At 73.8% G+C, this 15,651-nt stretch carries 15 protein-coding genes; 11 read left to right on the forward strand and 4 right to left on the reverse strand.

Features of this window, described 5'->3' with window-relative positions:
• Window positions 1-14: 14 nt before the first annotated feature.
• Window positions 15-566, reverse strand: coding sequence for a MarR family winged helix-turn-helix transcriptional regulator (locus I8920_RS02960; RefSeq protein ID WP_198657704.1), 552 nt, complete (start codon window positions 564-566; stop codon window positions 15-17).
• Window positions 567-775: 209 nt separating this feature from the next.
• On the opposite strand from I8920_RS02960, the gene I8920_RS02965 reads away from it, so the two are divergent.
• The 4 genes from I8920_RS02965 to I8920_RS02980 all read left to right on the forward strand — a co-directional run bounded on the left by I8920_RS02965 (window position 776) and on the right by I8920_RS02980 (window position 6,811).
• Entirely contained in the window at window positions 776-1,375 is a 600-nt protein-coding gene (locus I8920_RS02965) for a hypothetical protein (protein WP_198657705.1), read from the forward strand.
• 66 nt (window positions 1,376-1,441) lie between these two features.
• Entirely contained in the window at window positions 1,442-2,608 is a 1,167-nt protein-coding gene (locus I8920_RS02970) for a S24/S26 family peptidase (RefSeq protein WP_198657706.1), read from the forward strand.
• A 61-nt stretch (window positions 2,609-2,669) separates the two neighbouring features.
• Window positions 2,670-3,833, forward strand: coding sequence for a metallophosphoesterase family protein (locus I8920_RS02975; protein WP_198657707.1), 1,164 nt, complete (start codon window positions 2,670-2,672; stop codon window positions 3,831-3,833).
• Window positions 3,833-6,811, forward strand: a complete 2,979-nt coding sequence (locus tag I8920_RS02980) for an AAA family ATPase (protein WP_198657708.1) — start codon at window positions 3,833-3,835, stop codon at window positions 6,809-6,811. Before I8920_RS02975 ends, I8920_RS02980 begins: the two co-directional genes overlap by 1 nt.
• Before the next feature lie 39 nt (window positions 6,812-6,850).
• Here I8920_RS02980 and I8920_RS02985 read toward each other — a convergent pair whose 3' ends face one another.
• A complete protein-coding gene (locus I8920_RS02985; RefSeq protein WP_198658804.1) occupies window positions 6,851-7,027 on the reverse strand; it encodes a hypothetical protein in 177 nt (58 codons plus the stop codon).
• Complete coding sequence (locus I8920_RS02990; RefSeq protein ID WP_232832803.1) at window positions 7,024-7,833, reverse strand: class E sortase; 810 nt, start codon at window positions 7,831-7,833, stop codon at window positions 7,024-7,026. The genes I8920_RS02985 and I8920_RS02990 overlap by 4 nt, the downstream gene beginning before the upstream one ends.
• A gap of 95 nt (window positions 7,834-7,928) precedes the next feature.
• On the opposite strand from I8920_RS02990, the gene I8920_RS02995 reads away from it, so the two are divergent.
• Window positions 7,929-8,360, forward strand: coding sequence for a GNAT family acetyltransferase (locus I8920_RS02995; RefSeq protein WP_198657709.1), 432 nt, complete (start codon window positions 7,929-7,931; stop codon window positions 8,358-8,360).
• Between the two features lie 22 nt (window positions 8,361-8,382).
• On the opposite strand, the gene I8920_RS03000 is transcribed toward I8920_RS02995, so the two are convergent.
• Complete coding sequence (locus I8920_RS03000; protein WP_198657710.1) at window positions 8,383-9,306, reverse strand: EamA family transporter; 924 nt, start codon at window positions 9,304-9,306, stop codon at window positions 8,383-8,385.
• A 36-nt stretch (window positions 9,307-9,342) separates the two neighbouring features.
• On the opposite strand from I8920_RS03000, the gene I8920_RS03005 reads away from it, so the two are divergent.
• The 6 genes from I8920_RS03005 to I8920_RS03030 all read left to right on the forward strand — a co-directional run bounded on the left by I8920_RS03005 (window position 9,343) and on the right by I8920_RS03030 (window position 15,649).
• Window positions 9,343-10,482: a CPBP family intramembrane glutamic endopeptidase gene (locus tag I8920_RS03005; protein ID WP_198657711.1), complete on the forward strand. Its 1,140-nt coding sequence runs from the start codon at window positions 9,343-9,345 to the stop codon at window positions 10,480-10,482.
• A 53-nt stretch (window positions 10,483-10,535) separates the two neighbouring features.
• Window positions 10,536-12,404 carry a DNA helicase RecQ gene (gene recQ / locus I8920_RS03010; RefSeq protein WP_198657712.1) on the forward strand — a complete coding sequence of 623 codons (1,869 nt, stop codon included), beginning with the start codon at window positions 10,536-10,538 and terminating at the stop codon, window positions 12,402-12,404.
• Window positions 12,405-12,491: 87 nt separating this feature from the next.
• Window positions 12,492-13,241 carry a lysophospholipid acyltransferase family protein gene (locus tag I8920_RS03015; RefSeq protein ID WP_198657713.1) on the forward strand — a complete coding sequence of 250 codons (750 nt, stop codon included), beginning with the start codon at window positions 12,492-12,494 and terminating at the stop codon, window positions 13,239-13,241.
• A gap of 129 nt (window positions 13,242-13,370) precedes the next feature.
• Complete coding sequence (locus I8920_RS03020; RefSeq protein ID WP_198657714.1) at window positions 13,371-13,706, forward strand: hypothetical protein; 336 nt, start codon at window positions 13,371-13,373, stop codon at window positions 13,704-13,706.
• Between the two features lie 157 nt (window positions 13,707-13,863).
• Window positions 13,864-14,634 (forward strand): M23 family metallopeptidase, encoded by a 771-nt coding sequence (locus I8920_RS03025; protein WP_198657715.1) that lies wholly within the window; start codon window positions 13,864-13,866, stop codon window positions 14,632-14,634.
• A gap of 166 nt (window positions 14,635-14,800) precedes the next feature.
• Window positions 14,801-15,649 carry an NAD(P)-dependent oxidoreductase gene (locus I8920_RS03030; protein WP_232832804.1) on the forward strand — a complete coding sequence of 283 codons (849 nt, stop codon included), beginning with the start codon at window positions 14,801-14,803 and terminating at the stop codon, window positions 15,647-15,649.
• Window positions 15,650-15,651: the final 2 nt, after the last annotated feature.

Below are 15,651 nucleotides of genomic sequence, written 5' to 3' on the forward strand. Positions count from 1 at the left end.
CACGACACCCGTCGTCACCCGGTGACGCTGCTGTGGTGCCGGTCCAGGGCGTCGCCGAACCCCTCGAACGCGGCTGCGACGACGGCTCGGTCCGCCGGCGCGACGACCTGCCGGAAGGCGTCCGCGTAGACCTGGCCGATCTCCCGCGCGACCGCGCTGCCCGACGACGTGAGGTGCAGGAGCACGCTCCGCCGGTCGTCGGGGTTCGGGCGGCGTTCGAGGTGACCGTGCCGCTCGAGTCGGTCGATCAGCGACGTCATCGCGCCCGTGGTGAGCTCGAGGTACTCGCCGGCCTGCTTCGGGGTCGCCCCGACACCACCGGTGGAGTGGAGGAAGAACACGAACCGGGTGTCGGTGGCGTGCAACCCGCGGGTGGCGCTCTCGTGCTGCAGGACCCGGGCGTGCTGCATCTGCAGCACCCGGAACGCGGTGAGCAGTCGGGGCAGATCGCCCTCGGGGTCCGGGACGTCGGGTGACACCGGTGCCGGGGGCGTGCCGGTGTCCAGCCGAGCGGGCGGGACGGCGGGCCCGTGCTCGGGCAGGACGACCTGGTCGGTGTCCGTCATGGGTGCTCATCTCGCTGTGGGGGTGGGAACTTCAGTCAACAAGTATCTTAATGATTGAGATACCCCCCAACACGGGGGGTGTCCTCGATCTTGTGGGTCACTCGACGGCGAAGTAGCTTGATCGTCGTACCACCTCGGCACGTAGCGCGACCAACCATCGCGGGCCCGGCCGGACCACCGATCAGATCTCTTCCTCACGGAGTACACCCATGTCTCGTGTCACCCCTCGTGCTGCCCGTCTCGCTGCCTGGATCGCCATCCCCGCCGCGCTCGTCGCCTCCGGAGCCGTCGTCTCGACGGCCTCGTACTCGGCCTTCTCCGCCACCACCGTCAACCCCACGAGCAACTGGACCGCCGGCAGCGTCGCCCTGTCCGACGACGACAACAACACCGCGCTGTTCACCGCGACCGGCCTGAAGCCCGGCTCGACCGGCTCGAACTGCATCACCGTGACGTCGACCGGCTCGCTGCCCTCGACCGTCAAGCTCTACGGCACCAACGCGTCGACCACGAAGGACCTCGCCGCCAACGTCACCCTCACCGTCGAGCAGGGCACCGGCGGCGGCTTCGGCACCTGCGCCGGCTTCACCCCCGCGGCCAGCAGCGGCACGCTCTACAGCGGCACCGTCGCCGGCTTCGGCTCGGCCTCCACCGACTTCGCCTCCGGCGTCGGCACGTGGGCCCCGACCGGTTCCGCCTCCGAGTCGCGCGTCTACCGCGTGACCTACACCGTCCCGAGCACCGCCCCGAACACGGTGCAGGGCGGCACCGCATCCCTCGGCCTCACCTGGGAGGCCCAGAACAGCTGATCCAGGCACGGGACGACCCGTCCCGTCCGATCCCGATCCGCAACGCGCCCCTGGTCGAAGGCAGTCATGAGCAGCATCGCAGTGCACGGTGGTCCCACACCGCACGCCGCGGTCCGTGACGCCGTCGACTGGGGGCGCGTCGTCGTCGCCACCCTCGCACGGGGCGTCGTGGCGACGCTGCTCGGCCTCGCACTGTGGGCGGCGGCGCCCGCAGTGATCGGCTGGCAGCCCACCACCGTGATGACCGGGTCGATGGAGCCGCGGATCACCCCCGGCGACGTGGTCGTCTCACGTCCGGTCGGGTCGGGCGAGATCACCACGGGCAAGATCCTGCTCGCCGACGACCCGGACCAGCCGGGGCACCTGCGCATGCACCGGTACGTCGACGACGGCCCCGGCGGCACCCTGATGACCAAGGGCGACGCCAACCCGCAGCAGGACTCCACCCCGCTCGAGCGCTCGGCGGTGCACGGGATCGGCTTCCTGCGCATCCCGTTCGTCGGGACGCCGGTGGTCTGGATCCGCCAGGGGCAGTGGGCGCCGCTCGTCGCGCTCGCCCTCGGCCTGACGGCCGTCCTCGCGCTCTGCACGATCGACGGGTCGCTCCGGCGGCTCGTGGACACCGAGACCGACGGCACCGACGACGACGCCGGTGCCGGTCCGGCCGGTGGTGCGGACGACGGCCTGGAGGCGCCGCCCACCCCCGCCACGGAGCGCACCTCGTCCGTCCCCACGGCCCTCACCCGGCGCGGGCTCCGTCGGCGTGCGCGTCGCGTCCGCCGACTGCGCCGTGTCGGCGGGGGCGCCGCGGTGCTCGTCCTCGCCGCGGCGGCCGGCGTCCTGCTGCCCGGGCAGGCCGACGCGGCACCGTGGTCACGCACCACGGTCGCACGGCCCTCGACCCTCACCGCCGGCACCGCGACGGGCGTCCCCACCCTGACGTGCACGCAGGCCGGCACGAACACGGTCACGATCGCCTGGACCTACGACAACGTGACCGTCCCGGCGTCGTTCGACCTGATGAACGGCACGACGCAGGTGGCGACGACGACGACCCCCGGGGCCCGCTCGATGGTCTACGGCGGCGCCGGGCTCCTGAACCTCGGGACGACGTACACGCTGAACCTCCGCACGAACCTCGGCAACACCTGGACCGCCACGAGCACGCAGGCGGTCAAGATCCGGGTCACCTCGGTGCTGGGCCTGGCCTCGGCGAGCTGTGTGACCGCCTGAGTCCTCCACAGACGGCCGCGGGGTGTCCGGGGATGTCCGCGGCCGCCGTTACCGTTGCCGCATGCGCATCCTGCACACCGGCGACTGGCACCTCGGCCGCACGCTGCTCGGTGCGGACCTCCTCGAGCACCAGGCGGCGTTCCTGGACTGGCTCGTCGACCTCGTGCGCGACCGCGGCGTCGACCTGGTCGTCGTCGCGGGCGACGTGTACGACCGGGCGATCCCGCCGGTCGACGCCGTCCGGATGCTGTCCCGCGTGCTCGAACGGCTCGCCGAGACCACCACGGTCGTGCTCACGCCCGGCAACCACGACTCGGCGGCTCGGCTCGGCTTCGGTGCCGGGGTGATGGGCCACCGGGTGCGCATCCTGACGGAACCGCTGCACGTCGGCGAACCGGTGCTCGTCGACGACCCCGACGGTCCGGTCGCGGTGTACGGCATCCCGTACCTGCACCCGGACCTCACCCGGCACGCCCTCGCGGCCGTGCCGGACGAACCCCTCGCGCGTTCCCACCACGCGGTGGTCCAGGCGGCGACCGACCGCATCCGAGCTGACCTCGACGGGCGACCCGGCACCAGGAGCATCGTCGTCGCACACGCCTTCGTCGGCGGTGCCGACCCGAGCGACAGCGAGCAGGACATCCGCGTCGGCGGGGTCGACCGTGTGGCGGAGTCCGTCTTCGCCGGCTTCGACTACGTCGCGCTCGGGCACCTGCACGGGCCGCAGCGCGTCGGCACCGACGACCGCGTGCGCTACGCCGGGTCGCCGCTCGCGTTCTCGTTCGGGGAACGCCACCAGCGCAAGTCCGTGACCCTCGTCGACCTCGACGCCGCCGGCACGGTCGCCGTCGAACTCGTGCCCGCCCCGGTGCCGCGCCGCCTCGTCGACGTCCGCGGCAGCATCGACGACGTCGAGTCGGGGGCGTTCCGCGCCGATGCCGACGCGTGGGTGCGGGTCGCGGTGACCGACACCGTGCACCCCGAGCGCATGTACGCCCGCGTGAAGGACCACTTCCCGCACGCCCTCGCGATCACGCACGAACCCGCCGACCGACCCGCGACGACCGCGGCGCGTGCCGTGACGGCGACGTCCGACCCGGTCGAGGTCGCGGCCGACTTCGTCGCCTTCGCCACCGGTGGCGCACCTGACGACGACGAACGGTCCGTCCTGACCGAGGCGTACGAGGCCGCTGCGCTCGCCCTGCAGCGCGACGGGGACCGCTGATGTACCTGCACCGACTCGAGCTCCGCGCGATCGGGCCCTACCCCGAGCTCGTCACCATCGACTTCGCCGCGCTCGCCGCGTCCGGGGTGTTCCTGCTCGAGGGGCCGACCGGGTCCGGCAAGTCGACCATCATCGACGCCGTCGTGTTCGCGCTGTACGGCGGCCTGGCGGGGGCCGACGCCAGCTCCGACCGCCTGCACAGCCAGCACGCCGACCCGGCCGTCGAGCCGTTCGTCGACCTCGTGTTCGAGACCGGTGCGGGCACGTACCGGGTCCGACGCACCCCGCAGTACGACCGGCCCAAGCAGCGGGGGACCGGCACGGTGAAGCAGCAGGCGTCCGCGCAGCTGTTCCGCCTGGCGTCGCCGACCGACGCCGTCGGCGAGCCGCTGTCGTCCCGCATCCCCGAGGTCGGTGTCGAGATCGCCCGGATCGTGGGCCTCGACCGCGCGCAGTTCCTGCAGACCGTGGTGCTGCCCCAGGGCGAGTTCGCCCGGTTCCTGCGCTCACCGGGCGAGGACCGCCGCAAGCTCCTGCAGTCGCTGTTCGGCACCCAGGTCTACGACCGCACCGCCGACGAACTCGCCGCACGACGCCGGGCGGTGCAGGCCGAGGTGGACGGTGCGGACGACCGCGTGCGGGACGCCCTGGCCCGCTTCGCGCAGGCCGCAGGGCTCCCGGACGCCGACGAGCTCGTCGTCCCGCCCACGGTGGCGTCGGTCCGTGCCGCTGCCGACGCCGCCGGGGTCGACCGCGCGGCCGCCGCGGCCGTCGCCACCGCCGCCGCCGAGCACGAGCGGTCGGTGACCACCCGGGCCGCCGCACGCGAACGACGGGCGGTGCTGCTGCAGCGACGGGCCGCCCTCGACGCGGACGCACCGGCGATCGAGGCCGCGCGGACCGCGGTCGCGACGGCCGAGCGCGCCGCCCGCGTCGCCGTGGTGGCCGACGGCCTCGACGCCGCCGCCGCCCGCGTCGACACCACCTCGTCGGCCGCTGCCGACCTCCGTCGCGGGCACGGCCTGGTCGGCGTCGACGCGGCCGAGGTGCTCCGGCGTCGGGACACCCTGGCCGACGACCTGTCCGCCGTGCGGCACCTGGTCGCGGTCGAGGACGGCGCCGCCGCCCGCCGCGCCGCTGTCGCCGAGGCCACGGCGACCGCCGAGCGACTGACCGCCGACCTCGGCCTGCTCGATGCCGCCCTGGAGGCCCGACCGACCGAGCGGGCCCGCATCGTCGAGGACGCCCGCGCCGCATCGGTCACGGCGGCCGATGCCGACGCCGCGGCGCACGAGGTCCGTCGCGTGCAGTCGCTCCGCGCCGATCTCGTCGCCCGCGACCGATCGGCGGAGCGCGTCGTCGTCGCGGAGCGTGCCGTGGCCGGTGCCCGGCACGTGGCGACCCGGGCACTCGAGACCGAACGGTCGCTGCGCGAGCGTCGCATCGCCGGGCTGGCCGGGGAACTCGGCGCCGCCCTCGGGCCGGGCGACCCGTGCCCGGTGTGCGGTGCGACGTCCCACCCGTCGGTGGCGACCCCCCAGGACGACCACCCCTCCATCGACGCGGTCGAGGCCGCCGCCGACGCCAGCCGACGGGCCGACCAGGACCTCGCCGACGCCGCCACGAACCTGGCGGTCGAGCGTGCCGAGCACGAGCGGCTGGTGGGCGTCATCGGCGACCTCGACGCCCCTGCCCTCGAGGCCATGGCCGCCGCAGCCGACGACCGGGTCCGTGCCGCGCACGACGCCGCCGCACTCGTCCTGCGGCTCGAACGGCAGCGGTCCGAGCACGACGCCGCCACCCGGGCCCTCGAGCGTGACCGGAACGACCTCGACGCTCGGCGCACCGTGCTCGCCTCGTCGGCGGTGTCCGACGCCGAGCGGCTCGACGCCGACCTCCGGACGGTGCACGACGCCGTGGACCGGCTCGCCGCGCAGCTCGACGACCGCCCGACCTCGCTCCGCGCCGCGGTCGGGGCCCTCGACGAGCGGCTGACCGTCCTCCGTGCCGTCGCCGAGGCGGACGACCGGGCGACGGCGGCAGCGCGTGCCCGTGACGAGCGGCGCGCCGAGGTCGACCGCGTCCTCGACGAGCAGGGTTTCACCGACGTCGCGTCGGCCCGAGCCGGCGTGCTCGAGGCGGACGTGGTCGCCGGGCTCCGTGCACGGATCAGCACGGCCGAGGCCGAGCGGGCCGTCGTCCAGGCGGGGCTCGACGACCCGGCGGTGGTCGCGGCGGCCGACGACGACGCGGAGCAGCTCGACCTGCCGGCGGCGCAGGCCGATCGGGTCCGCACGGCCGCCGCACTCGACGAGGCCACCCGACTCGCGGTGACCGCAGCGCACCGCGCCGAGGCCGTGGAGCAGTGCGCGGCCGAGGTCGACCGCACCGTCCGTGCCCGGCAGGAGACCTCGGCACGCAGCCGCGCGATCGTCCGCCTCGCCGACGTCGCGAACGGCGTGGGATCGGTCAACCCCACGGGCATCACCCTCGGCACCTACGTGCTCATGCGCCGCTTCGAGGACGTCGTCGCCGCGGCGAACGACCGGTTGCGCGGCATGCTCGCCGGTCGCTTCACGCTCGAGACCTCCGACGAGCGCGAGTCCGGCTCGCGGGCGCGGCGGACGGGTCTGGCGCTCGCCGTGCACGACCACACGACCGACACCGTCCGAGACCCCCGCAGCCTGTCCGGCGGCGAGACCTTCACCGTGTCGCTGTGCCTGGCGCTCGGCCTGGCCGACGTCGTGCAGGCCGAGGCGGGCGGCGTCTCGCTCGGCACGCTCTTCGTCGACGAGGGCTTCGGCACCCTCGACCCGGAGACGCTGGACGACGTGATCGGGCAGTTGTCCCGTCTGACCGCCGGTGGCCGACAGGTCGGCATCGTCAGCCACGTCGAGGAGCTCAAGCAGCGGATCCCCGAGCGGATCGCCGTGCGGCGGACCGCGTCGGGCGGCTCGCGCGTCACGACGACGGTCTGAGCGCGGACGTCGTCGCGCCCGGCCGACCGGAGACCGGGCCTACGAGGTCGGCGTCGACTCCACCGTGCCGTCGGGCGGCGGCAGGATGTCGGCCGCGATCCACGGGAAGACCCACTGGAACAGCACGAAGACGACGGCGGCCAGGAGCACGAGCAGCTCGAGCACCTTGAGCGCGGTGGGACCGGGCAGCAGACGCCAGACCAGGGGGAAGATCACTTGGCGGTCTCCGAGAGTTCCTTGGGGGTGCCCTCGGACGCGGGCATCCAGTAGTCGAGCTTCGCGTGCGTCACGAAGCGTTCCGCGGCGGACCACATCGGGTGGCAGGCGGTGAGGGTCAGCCAGCGGTCCTTCGCGGTGGGTTCGACGCCGGGCTCGTTCGGCACCGGCGCGATCGTCTCGATCTTGTCGGGCGTGACGATCTGGCTGTCGGTGACCCGGTAGACGTACCAGACGTCGAACTTCGTCGTCGCGTCCGTGATCCGGACCACGACCGGGTCGCCCTCCTGCAGCTCCGCGATCTGGTTGAGCGGCTTGCCGTAGGTCACCCGGTGCCCAGCGACGGCGAAGTTGCCGGGGGCGCCGGGCATCGCGGTGTCCCGGTAGTGGCCGAGCCCGATCGTGTTGAGCACCTGCTCGCGGTCGGTGCCCTCGCCGATGGGGCGGTCGTAGTCGGCACCGAAGCGGGGGATCTGCATCGAGCCGAACACGGTCGACGTGCCCGGCGGCTCGTCGAGCACGGGAGCGGTGCCGCGGTGCTCGGTGCCGTCGGTGTCGGGCGGGGTGATCCGGTCGAGCCCGTCCACCAGCTTCGTCTGCTCGTTGACCGCGACCACGTCGGTCCACCACGCGGTCCACACGACGTACAGCCCGGTGCCGGCGCCGGCGATGATGAGCAGCTCGGCCAGGAGCGACACCAGGGCGCCGCCCACGGTCTGCCGTCGACGGGGAGCGCGACGCGATCGCGATCCGGCGGCGTCGGCACGTGCGCTGCGGCGCGTCGGGACGCTGTCGTGTGCGGTCACGGGGCTCCTGATCGTCTGGCTGGTCGGACAGGTCTATCAGACCACGTCGACGGGACGGTGACGACGTTCTCCCCACCCCCGTTAGCGTGGTGCGCATGGAGTTCTGGACCCGACCCTTCCGCAGCGAGGACACCGACGCCGTCGTCGCCCTCTGGGAACGGTGCGGCCTGGTCCGCCCGTGGAACGACCCGCGGCGCGACATCGCCCGCAAGCAGACGGTGCAACCCGACCTGTTCCTGGTCGCCGGGGCGGTCGGGACGGACGACGTCGTCGGCGCGGGCATGGCCGGGTACGACGGGCACCGCGGCTGGGTGAACTACCTGGCGGTGCAGCCGGAGCTGCAGGGGTCCGGGCTGGGCCGTCTGATGATGGTGGAGTTCGAACGGCGGCTGACCGCCCTCGGCTGCCCGAAGCTGAACCTGCAGGTGCGGGCCGGCAACGAGCGGGTGATCGGGTTCTACGAGTCGCTCGGCTACACCGACGACGACACGGTGTCGCTCGGCAAGCGGCTCATCCCCGACGCCTGACGCCCGCAGCCACGGCTCTCGATCACACGAGCGCCAGGGTCACCGACGCGACGAAGGCCAGCACGATGCCGGTCCACTGCTGCCCGGTCAACCGCTCCCGCAGCACGATCCCGGCCAGCACCACGGTGCCGATCGGGTACAGCGCGTTCAGGACGCTCACGACGGGCAGGGTCGCGGGGTCGTCGCCGCTGTGCAGGGCCGCCTGGATGCACACGTTCGCCATCGCGTCGAGGACGCCGCATGCGGCCACCGTGACCAGCAGCCGCAGGCTCCGTGCGCGACCCGACCGACGCCCGGGAGCCGCGGCAACCCCGTCGGGGCGGGCCGACGTCGGGCCGGACACCGGGCCTCCCGTCCGGAGCACGACGACGAGGGCCGCCGCACCCAGCAGCACCGCCTGCAGCACCCGCGCGACCACCAGCGGGGCGATGCCCGAGTCGGCCGGCGTCATGTCGTACGCGAGCACGATCCCGCCGAAGCCGCACCCCGCGACGGCAGCGGCGACGACCCCGCGTGCGGTGAGCCGCGCGCCCGAGGCGTCCCGCACGACCGCGACCAGCACCACGGCGACGACCGCCACGACCAGCGCGCCCGTCGCCAGCGGGGACAGCACCGTGCCGCGGAGCAGCGCGACGACGACCGGCACCACGGCGGCGAAGACGGCGGTGACGGGGGAGAGCACGCTCATCGGGCCGATCGCGAGCGCCGCGTAGAGCAGGAGCACGCCGATCCCGCCGGAGACCCCGGCGACCGCGCCCCACAGCGTGCCGGTCCACGAGGGCACACCGCCGAGCACCGCGAGCCCGACCAGCAGCGGCACGATCCCGACGGCAGCCGCCACCGCGGCGACGGTGACCGGTCGGACCCGGCGCGACGCGAGCCCGCCGAGGAAGTCCGCGAACCCGTAGACGACCGCGCCGGACAGGCCGAACAGGACGGTGAGCACGGCTCCCATCCTGCCCGGCCCGGTAACCTGCGTCGCGTGAGTGTTCCCTACCAGCGCCTGCCCCGGATCGATGCGCGCTGGAGGTGGTGGCGGCCGCTCGTCGCCGTCGCGTTCCTGGCGGGGTGGTACCTCGTGTCGCAGATCGTCATCGCGATCGCGTACTTCGTGCCGATCCTCCGCGCACAGGGCGCCGAGGGGCTCGTCGAGCTGCAGAACGACCTGGCACGCGGAGCGCTCGACCCGACGGACCCCGTCCTGCTGTCGATGTCGCTGGTGTCGCTCGTGGTCCTGCTGCCGGGCATCCTGCTCGCCGTCAAGATCGCGCGCGTCGGACCGGCGGGCATCCTGTCGTCGACGCGCTTCCGGGTGCGCTGGGCCTGGACGGCGTGGTGCCTGCTGCCGACGCTCGTCATCGCCGCGTTCATGTTCTGGGTGCAGGGGAGCGGCATGCTCACCGTCGACGGGGGCCTGGCGTGGAACCACGACGTGATCGGCCAGTCGACCGTCTCCCTCGGCACGCTGACCCTGACGATCGTCCTCGTGGTGCTGCTCGTCCCGTTCCAGGGCGCGGCCGAGGAGTACATCTTCCGTGGCTTCCTGATGCAGACGATCGCGTCGTGGATCCCGCGTCGCGCCGGCACCATCATCGCCGTGGCGATCTCGACGGTCGTGTTCGCGGTGCTGCACATCCCGAACGGCTACAACGTCTGGGGCATCCTCGACGTCGGCTCGTTCGGCCTGATCGCCGCGATCATCGTCCTCCGGACCGGTGGGCTCGAGGCCACGGTCCTGCAGCACGCGTTCAACAACATCATGATCTTCGTGCTGCAGGCGCCCGGCTGGTCGCGGATCGACCTGACCTCGTCCGACGCGAACGGCACGTGGCAGGGCTGGCTGGTCACGCTCGGCACGTCGCTCGCGTTCTGGGCCATGGTCGAGTTCCTGGCGTGGTGGCGGGGGCTGGACCGCCGGTTCGCCGGGCACGAGGCACCTCGGTTCCGCGGTGTGGCCCCGGCCTGGGCGGGCGGCGTCCGCTGGACCCGGCCGGGAGGCACGGGCTGGGCGACCACGCCGGCCCGCGCCGACGACGTGGCCGGCTCCGACCACCGTGCCGAGCCCGGCACGGACGGCGCCGAGCCCGGCACGGACGGCACCGACCCCGGCGAGGCGCGCTAGCCCCGGCTGTGGACGGTTCGGTGGGTGTCGCCGGTCGCCCGTAGGCTCGTGGCATGAGCACCACGCCCGCGCCCGCCGCCGTGTCTGCTCGCGCTGCCGTGTCCGCACCCCGTGCTGCCGCGCTCGACGTGCTGCACCGGGTGTGGGGGTACGACGACTTCCGGGGCGAGCAGGCGTCCATCATCGACCAGGTGGTCGGCGGTGGTGACGCCCTCGTGCTCATGCCCACCGGCGGCGGCAAGTCACTGTGCTACCAGGTGCCCGCCCTCGTGCGCGACGGCGTCGGGGTGGTCGTGTCACCGCTCATCGCCCTCATGCAGGACCAGGTCGACGCCCTCGCGGCGAACGGCGTGCGCGCCGCCTTCCTCAACTCCACGCAGGGCCCGGACGAGCGCGCCCGGGTCGAGCGCGCGATCGTGCAGGGCGAGGTCGACATGCTCTACCTCGCGCCGGAGCGCCTGCGCCTCGAGAGCACCCGGGCGCTGCTGGACCGCGCGCGGGTCGCACTGTTCGCCATCGACGAGGCACACTGCGTCGCCCAGTGGGGCCACGACTTCCGGCCGGACTACCTCGAGCTGAGCATCCTGCACGAGCGCTGGCCCACCGTGCCGCGCATCGCCCTGACCGCCACCGCGACGCCGCAGACCCACCGCGAGATCTCCGCGCGGCTCGGCCTGGACGACGCCGCGCACTTCGTCGCCGACTTCGACCGGCCGAACATCCAGTACCGCATCGAGCCGAAGACCGGCGCGCTGCAGCAGCTGCTCACCTTCATCCGCACCGAGCACAGCGGTGACGCCGGCATCGTCTACTGCCTGTCCCGCAACTCGGTCGAGCGCACCGCGACCGCGCTGGCCGAGCAGGGGATCGACGCCCTGCCCTACCACGCGGGTCTCGACGCCCGGGTGCGTGCCCGCAACCAGTCGAGGTTCCTGCGCGAGGACGGCGTGGTGATGGTCGCGACGATCGCGTTCGGCATGGGCATCGACAAGCCCGACGTGCGGTTCGTGGCCCACCTGGACCTGCCGAAGTCGGTCGAGGGCTACTACCAGGAGACCGGTCGCGCCGGTCGTGACGGGCTGCCCTCCACGGCCTGGTTGGCGTACGGGCTCAACGACGTCGTGCAGCAGCGCCGGATGATCGACCAGTCCGAGGGCGATGCCGCACACCGTCGGCAGCTCAGCGCCCACCTCGACGCCATGCTCAGCCTGTGCGAGACGATCGAGTGCCGACGGGTCCGCCTGCTCGCGTACTTCGGGCAGGAGAGCACCGCGTGCGGCAACTGCGACACCTGCATCGCGCCGCCGGAGTCGTGGGACGGCACCGTGCCCGCGCAGAAGTTCCTGTCCACCGTCGTCCGGCTCGACCGTGAGCGCGGCCAGCGGTACGGCGTCTCGCACCTCGTCGACATCCTGATCGGCAAGCGCTCGCCCCGCGTGCAGGAGCTGCAGCACGACACGCTGGCGACCTTCGGCATCGGCACCGAGCTGTCCGAGGGGGAGTGGCGCGCGGTCGCCCGGCAGGTCCTCGCCCAGGGCTACGCGGCGGTCTCGGGCGACGGCTTCGGCACGGTCGTCCTCAGTCCCACCAGCGCCGACGTCCTCAAGGGCACCGTGCAGGTGCGCATGCGGCGGGACCCGGTCAAGGCACCGCGGGCCGGACGCAGCAGCCGACGCACCGTGGTCACCGACATGCCGCAGGAAGCCGTCGGCCTGTTCGAGTCCCTGCGCGCCTGGCGTGCGGCCGAGGCCCGCGAGCAGGGCGTCCCCGCGTACGTGGTGTTCAACGACGCGACACTGCGGGGCATCGCCGCCGTCCGACCAGCAGACGTCGACCAGCTCGGCGAGATCTCCGGGGTCGGTGCCGCGAAGCTCGAGCGCTACGGTCGCGCGGTGCTCGACGTGGTCGCGCAGGCCGACTGATCGCGGTCCTGGTCTGCATGCCGTCAGCGGCATGCAGTCGTCCGGCGCCTGATTACACTCGGAAGCTCGCCACCACGAGGAGGTCCGGTGTCCGGTTCGACGAAGTTCACCACCGCGCTGAGCCGCGCCGTGGTGACCCCGCTCGCCCGGTTGCTGTGGCGTCCGAAGATCGTCGGGCGGCGGAACGTGCCGAAGCGCGGCCCGGTGATCCTGGCGAGCAACCACCGCTCGTTCATCGACTCGCCGGCGATCACGCTGATGGCCCCGCGCAAGGTGTCGTTCCTGGCGAAGCAGGAGTACTTCACGGGGACGGGGTTCCGCGGCGCGGTGTCCCGGGCGTTCTTCGGGGGCATCGGTGCCATCGGCGTCGAACGCGGTGCCGGGTCCGCCGCCCAGCAGGCCCTCGACCTCGGACTCGCCCGACTGCAGGCCGGCGAGGCGTTCGCCATCTACCCCGAGGGCACGCGGTCCCTCGACGGACGGATCTACAAGGGCCGCACGGGTGTCGCCTGGCTCGCGCTGACGAGCGGCGCTCCCGTCGTGCCCGTCGCCCTGACCGGCACCGAGGACGTGCAGCCCGTGGGCTCGCGCTTCCCGAAGCTCGCCCGGGTGACCATCGAGTTCGGCACGCCGCTCGACCTGTCCGGGTTCGGCGAGGCGTCGTCCGGCCGAGCGCGTCGACACGCGACCGACGCGGTCATGGCGGCGATCCAGGAGCTCAGCGGGCAGGAGCCGGCCAACGCCTACAACAACCCGCCCGCGGCCACGATCGTCGAGCGCGTCCGTCGGGTGCTCCAGCCGGACGACCCGACCGCGGCGGCAGTCGACCCGGACTGAGGAGCCGACACGCACTATTGCACATCTGGAATATCGGTGGTTGAATGAGGGCGTGCCGCACGGCACCCCTCCCGCGCGGGACGCCCGAGAACGTCCCGCACCCCGAACCCAGATCGGACGGTCAGCAGCATGTCCTCCACCCCGCTCTTCGACTCCATCGCCCAGCGCCGCGAGCGGGGCGACACCACCGTCACGCCGGCACGCGCCGTCGGCACCCCCGCCCCCACCTCGCCGATGACGGCACCCGTCCGCCCCGGTGACTCCGCCCTCGTCCCCGCCGCACTCGTCGCGGCCATCGACGACATCCCGGTGCGTGTCGCCGCGGCCAGCGCGGCCGGGCTCGCCGTCCGACCCGAGCACCGCGAGCTGGTCGAGACCGTCGCCGACGCCATCACCCGCGCGGTCGTCGACGCCGTCGTCGAGGAGCTCGACCGCATCGCCCGCGACGGCGTCGTCCGCGCCTGACCGGGCGGTCCCGCGCACGATGCACTCCATCGCAGACGCTCCGACGTTGCGCCCCCGCGGCGCCGAGCGGCGGTCCGCGAACCGATCAGCAGCGTCCTCGCAGCGCCGTGCACGACACGGAGCGCGACGCGACGCTCACCGAGCCGCCGGGGTGGCGGTGTCCCCTCCCGTCACCCCGGCTCCCACCACCCCGGCTCCCACCACCCCGGCTCCCGCCACTCCGGATCCGTCCGTCGCAGTGGCACCGGCCGCCGGGCGCCACCCCCGCGAGCACGTCTCGTTCTTCCGCGGGCCGGCGCTCCGGACCCTGCCGACCGCGGCCGCCACGGTGGTCACCTGCCTGGTCGTGTCCGTGGCGTCACCGCAGTCCGCCCTCGCCGCCCCGTCCGTGTCGGCGTCGCAGCCGACCGGGTCGCAGTCCTTCGTGGCCGAGGGCACGGGTCGCACCGCGGTCCACCGTGACGGGTTCACGGTCGGCGCCGCTGCCCGAGCGGTCGGAGCGCCACTCCCCGGGTCGGCCGCGATCGCCGCACGCCCCACCGTCGGTCCGGTGCCCGACGCCGGCGGGTTCGGACCGCGTCGCGTGGCCGGGTGCGCCGCGTGCTCGACGGACCACCGGGGCATCGACTTCGCCGCGTCCGCCGGTACGCCCGTCGTCGCGTCGTTGCCCGGTCGGGTCGTCTCGGCCGGACCGCTCGGCGGGTACGGCAACCAGGTGCTCGTGCAGCATGCCGACGGTGTCCAGACCCGGTACGGACACCTGTCCGTCATCGCCGTCCGGCCCGGCCAGGTCGTCGCGGCCGGGCAGGGCATCGGGGCGGTCGGTGACACCGGCGTCTCGACCGGGTCCCACCTGCACTTCGAGGTCGTCGTCGCCGGCGTGCCCGTCGATCCCGCCGCGTGGCTGCGGGTGCGCGGACTCCTCTGAACACCCGCGCCTGAGCCGACGCAGCAGCCCCGGCGCCCCGACGGCCCCGGTACCCGCGGCAGCCCGCCGCCCGCAGCAGCCCCGGACCGGGGCCGGGCGTCGACCGCGCCGTCCGGCGTAGCGTCGAGGGCGCCACGGCACGGTGTCGCGGCGGGACGGAGCAGACGTGCGGGTCACGGTGTTGGGGACGGGTGCGATGGGTGCCGGAGTGGCGGGGTCACTGCTGCGCGAGGGGCACGAGGTCACCGTCTGGAACCGGAGCGCCGACCGGGCCGCGCCGCTCGCCGACCGCGGCGCGACCGTCGCCACCAGTCCGGCCGACGCCGTCGAGCGCGCCGAGGTGGTCCTGCTCACCCTGTTCGACACCGACGCGGTGGTCGACGTGCTCGAGCGGGCCGCCGGTGCGGCGCCGAGCGACAGCGTGTGGGTGCAGGCCTCCACGATCGGGGTCGACGGCACCGCCACCGTCGTCCAGCTCGCCGAGCAGCACGGCATCACGCTGGTCGAGGCGATGATGCTCGGTACGAAGGCCCCCGCCGAGCAGGGGAAGCTGACGATGCTCGCGGCCGGACCGGGCGAGCTGCTGGACCGCGTCACGCCGGTGCTCGACGCCGTCGGCGCGAAGACCGTGCGCGCGGGCGACCACGTCGGTGACGGCACGGCCCTGAAGCTCGCGGCGAACGCCTGGATCGCCTCGATCACCGCCGCCACCGGCCAGTCCCTCGCCATCGCGGCGGCGCTCGGCCTGGATCCCGACCTCTTCCTGCAGGCCATCGAGGGGAGCGCGAGTGACTCCGCCTACGCCCACACGAAGGGCGCGGCGATGATCGCGCGCACGTTCCCCGCGCAGTTCGCGCTCGACGGGTTGCGCAAGGACATCGGGCTCATCACCGACGCCGCTCGGACTGCCGGCGTCTCGACGACCCTGCTCGAGGCACTCGACCGGGTCTACGCCGACGCCAGCGCCGCGGGCCACGGTGCCGACGACATCGCGGCGGTGGGCACCGCCTTCTGACG

The sequence above is a fragment of the Curtobacterium sp. YC1 genome (assembly GCF_016267665.1).
In the GTDB taxonomy this organism is placed as follows: domain Bacteria; phylum Actinomycetota; class Actinomycetes; order Actinomycetales; family Microbacteriaceae; genus Curtobacterium.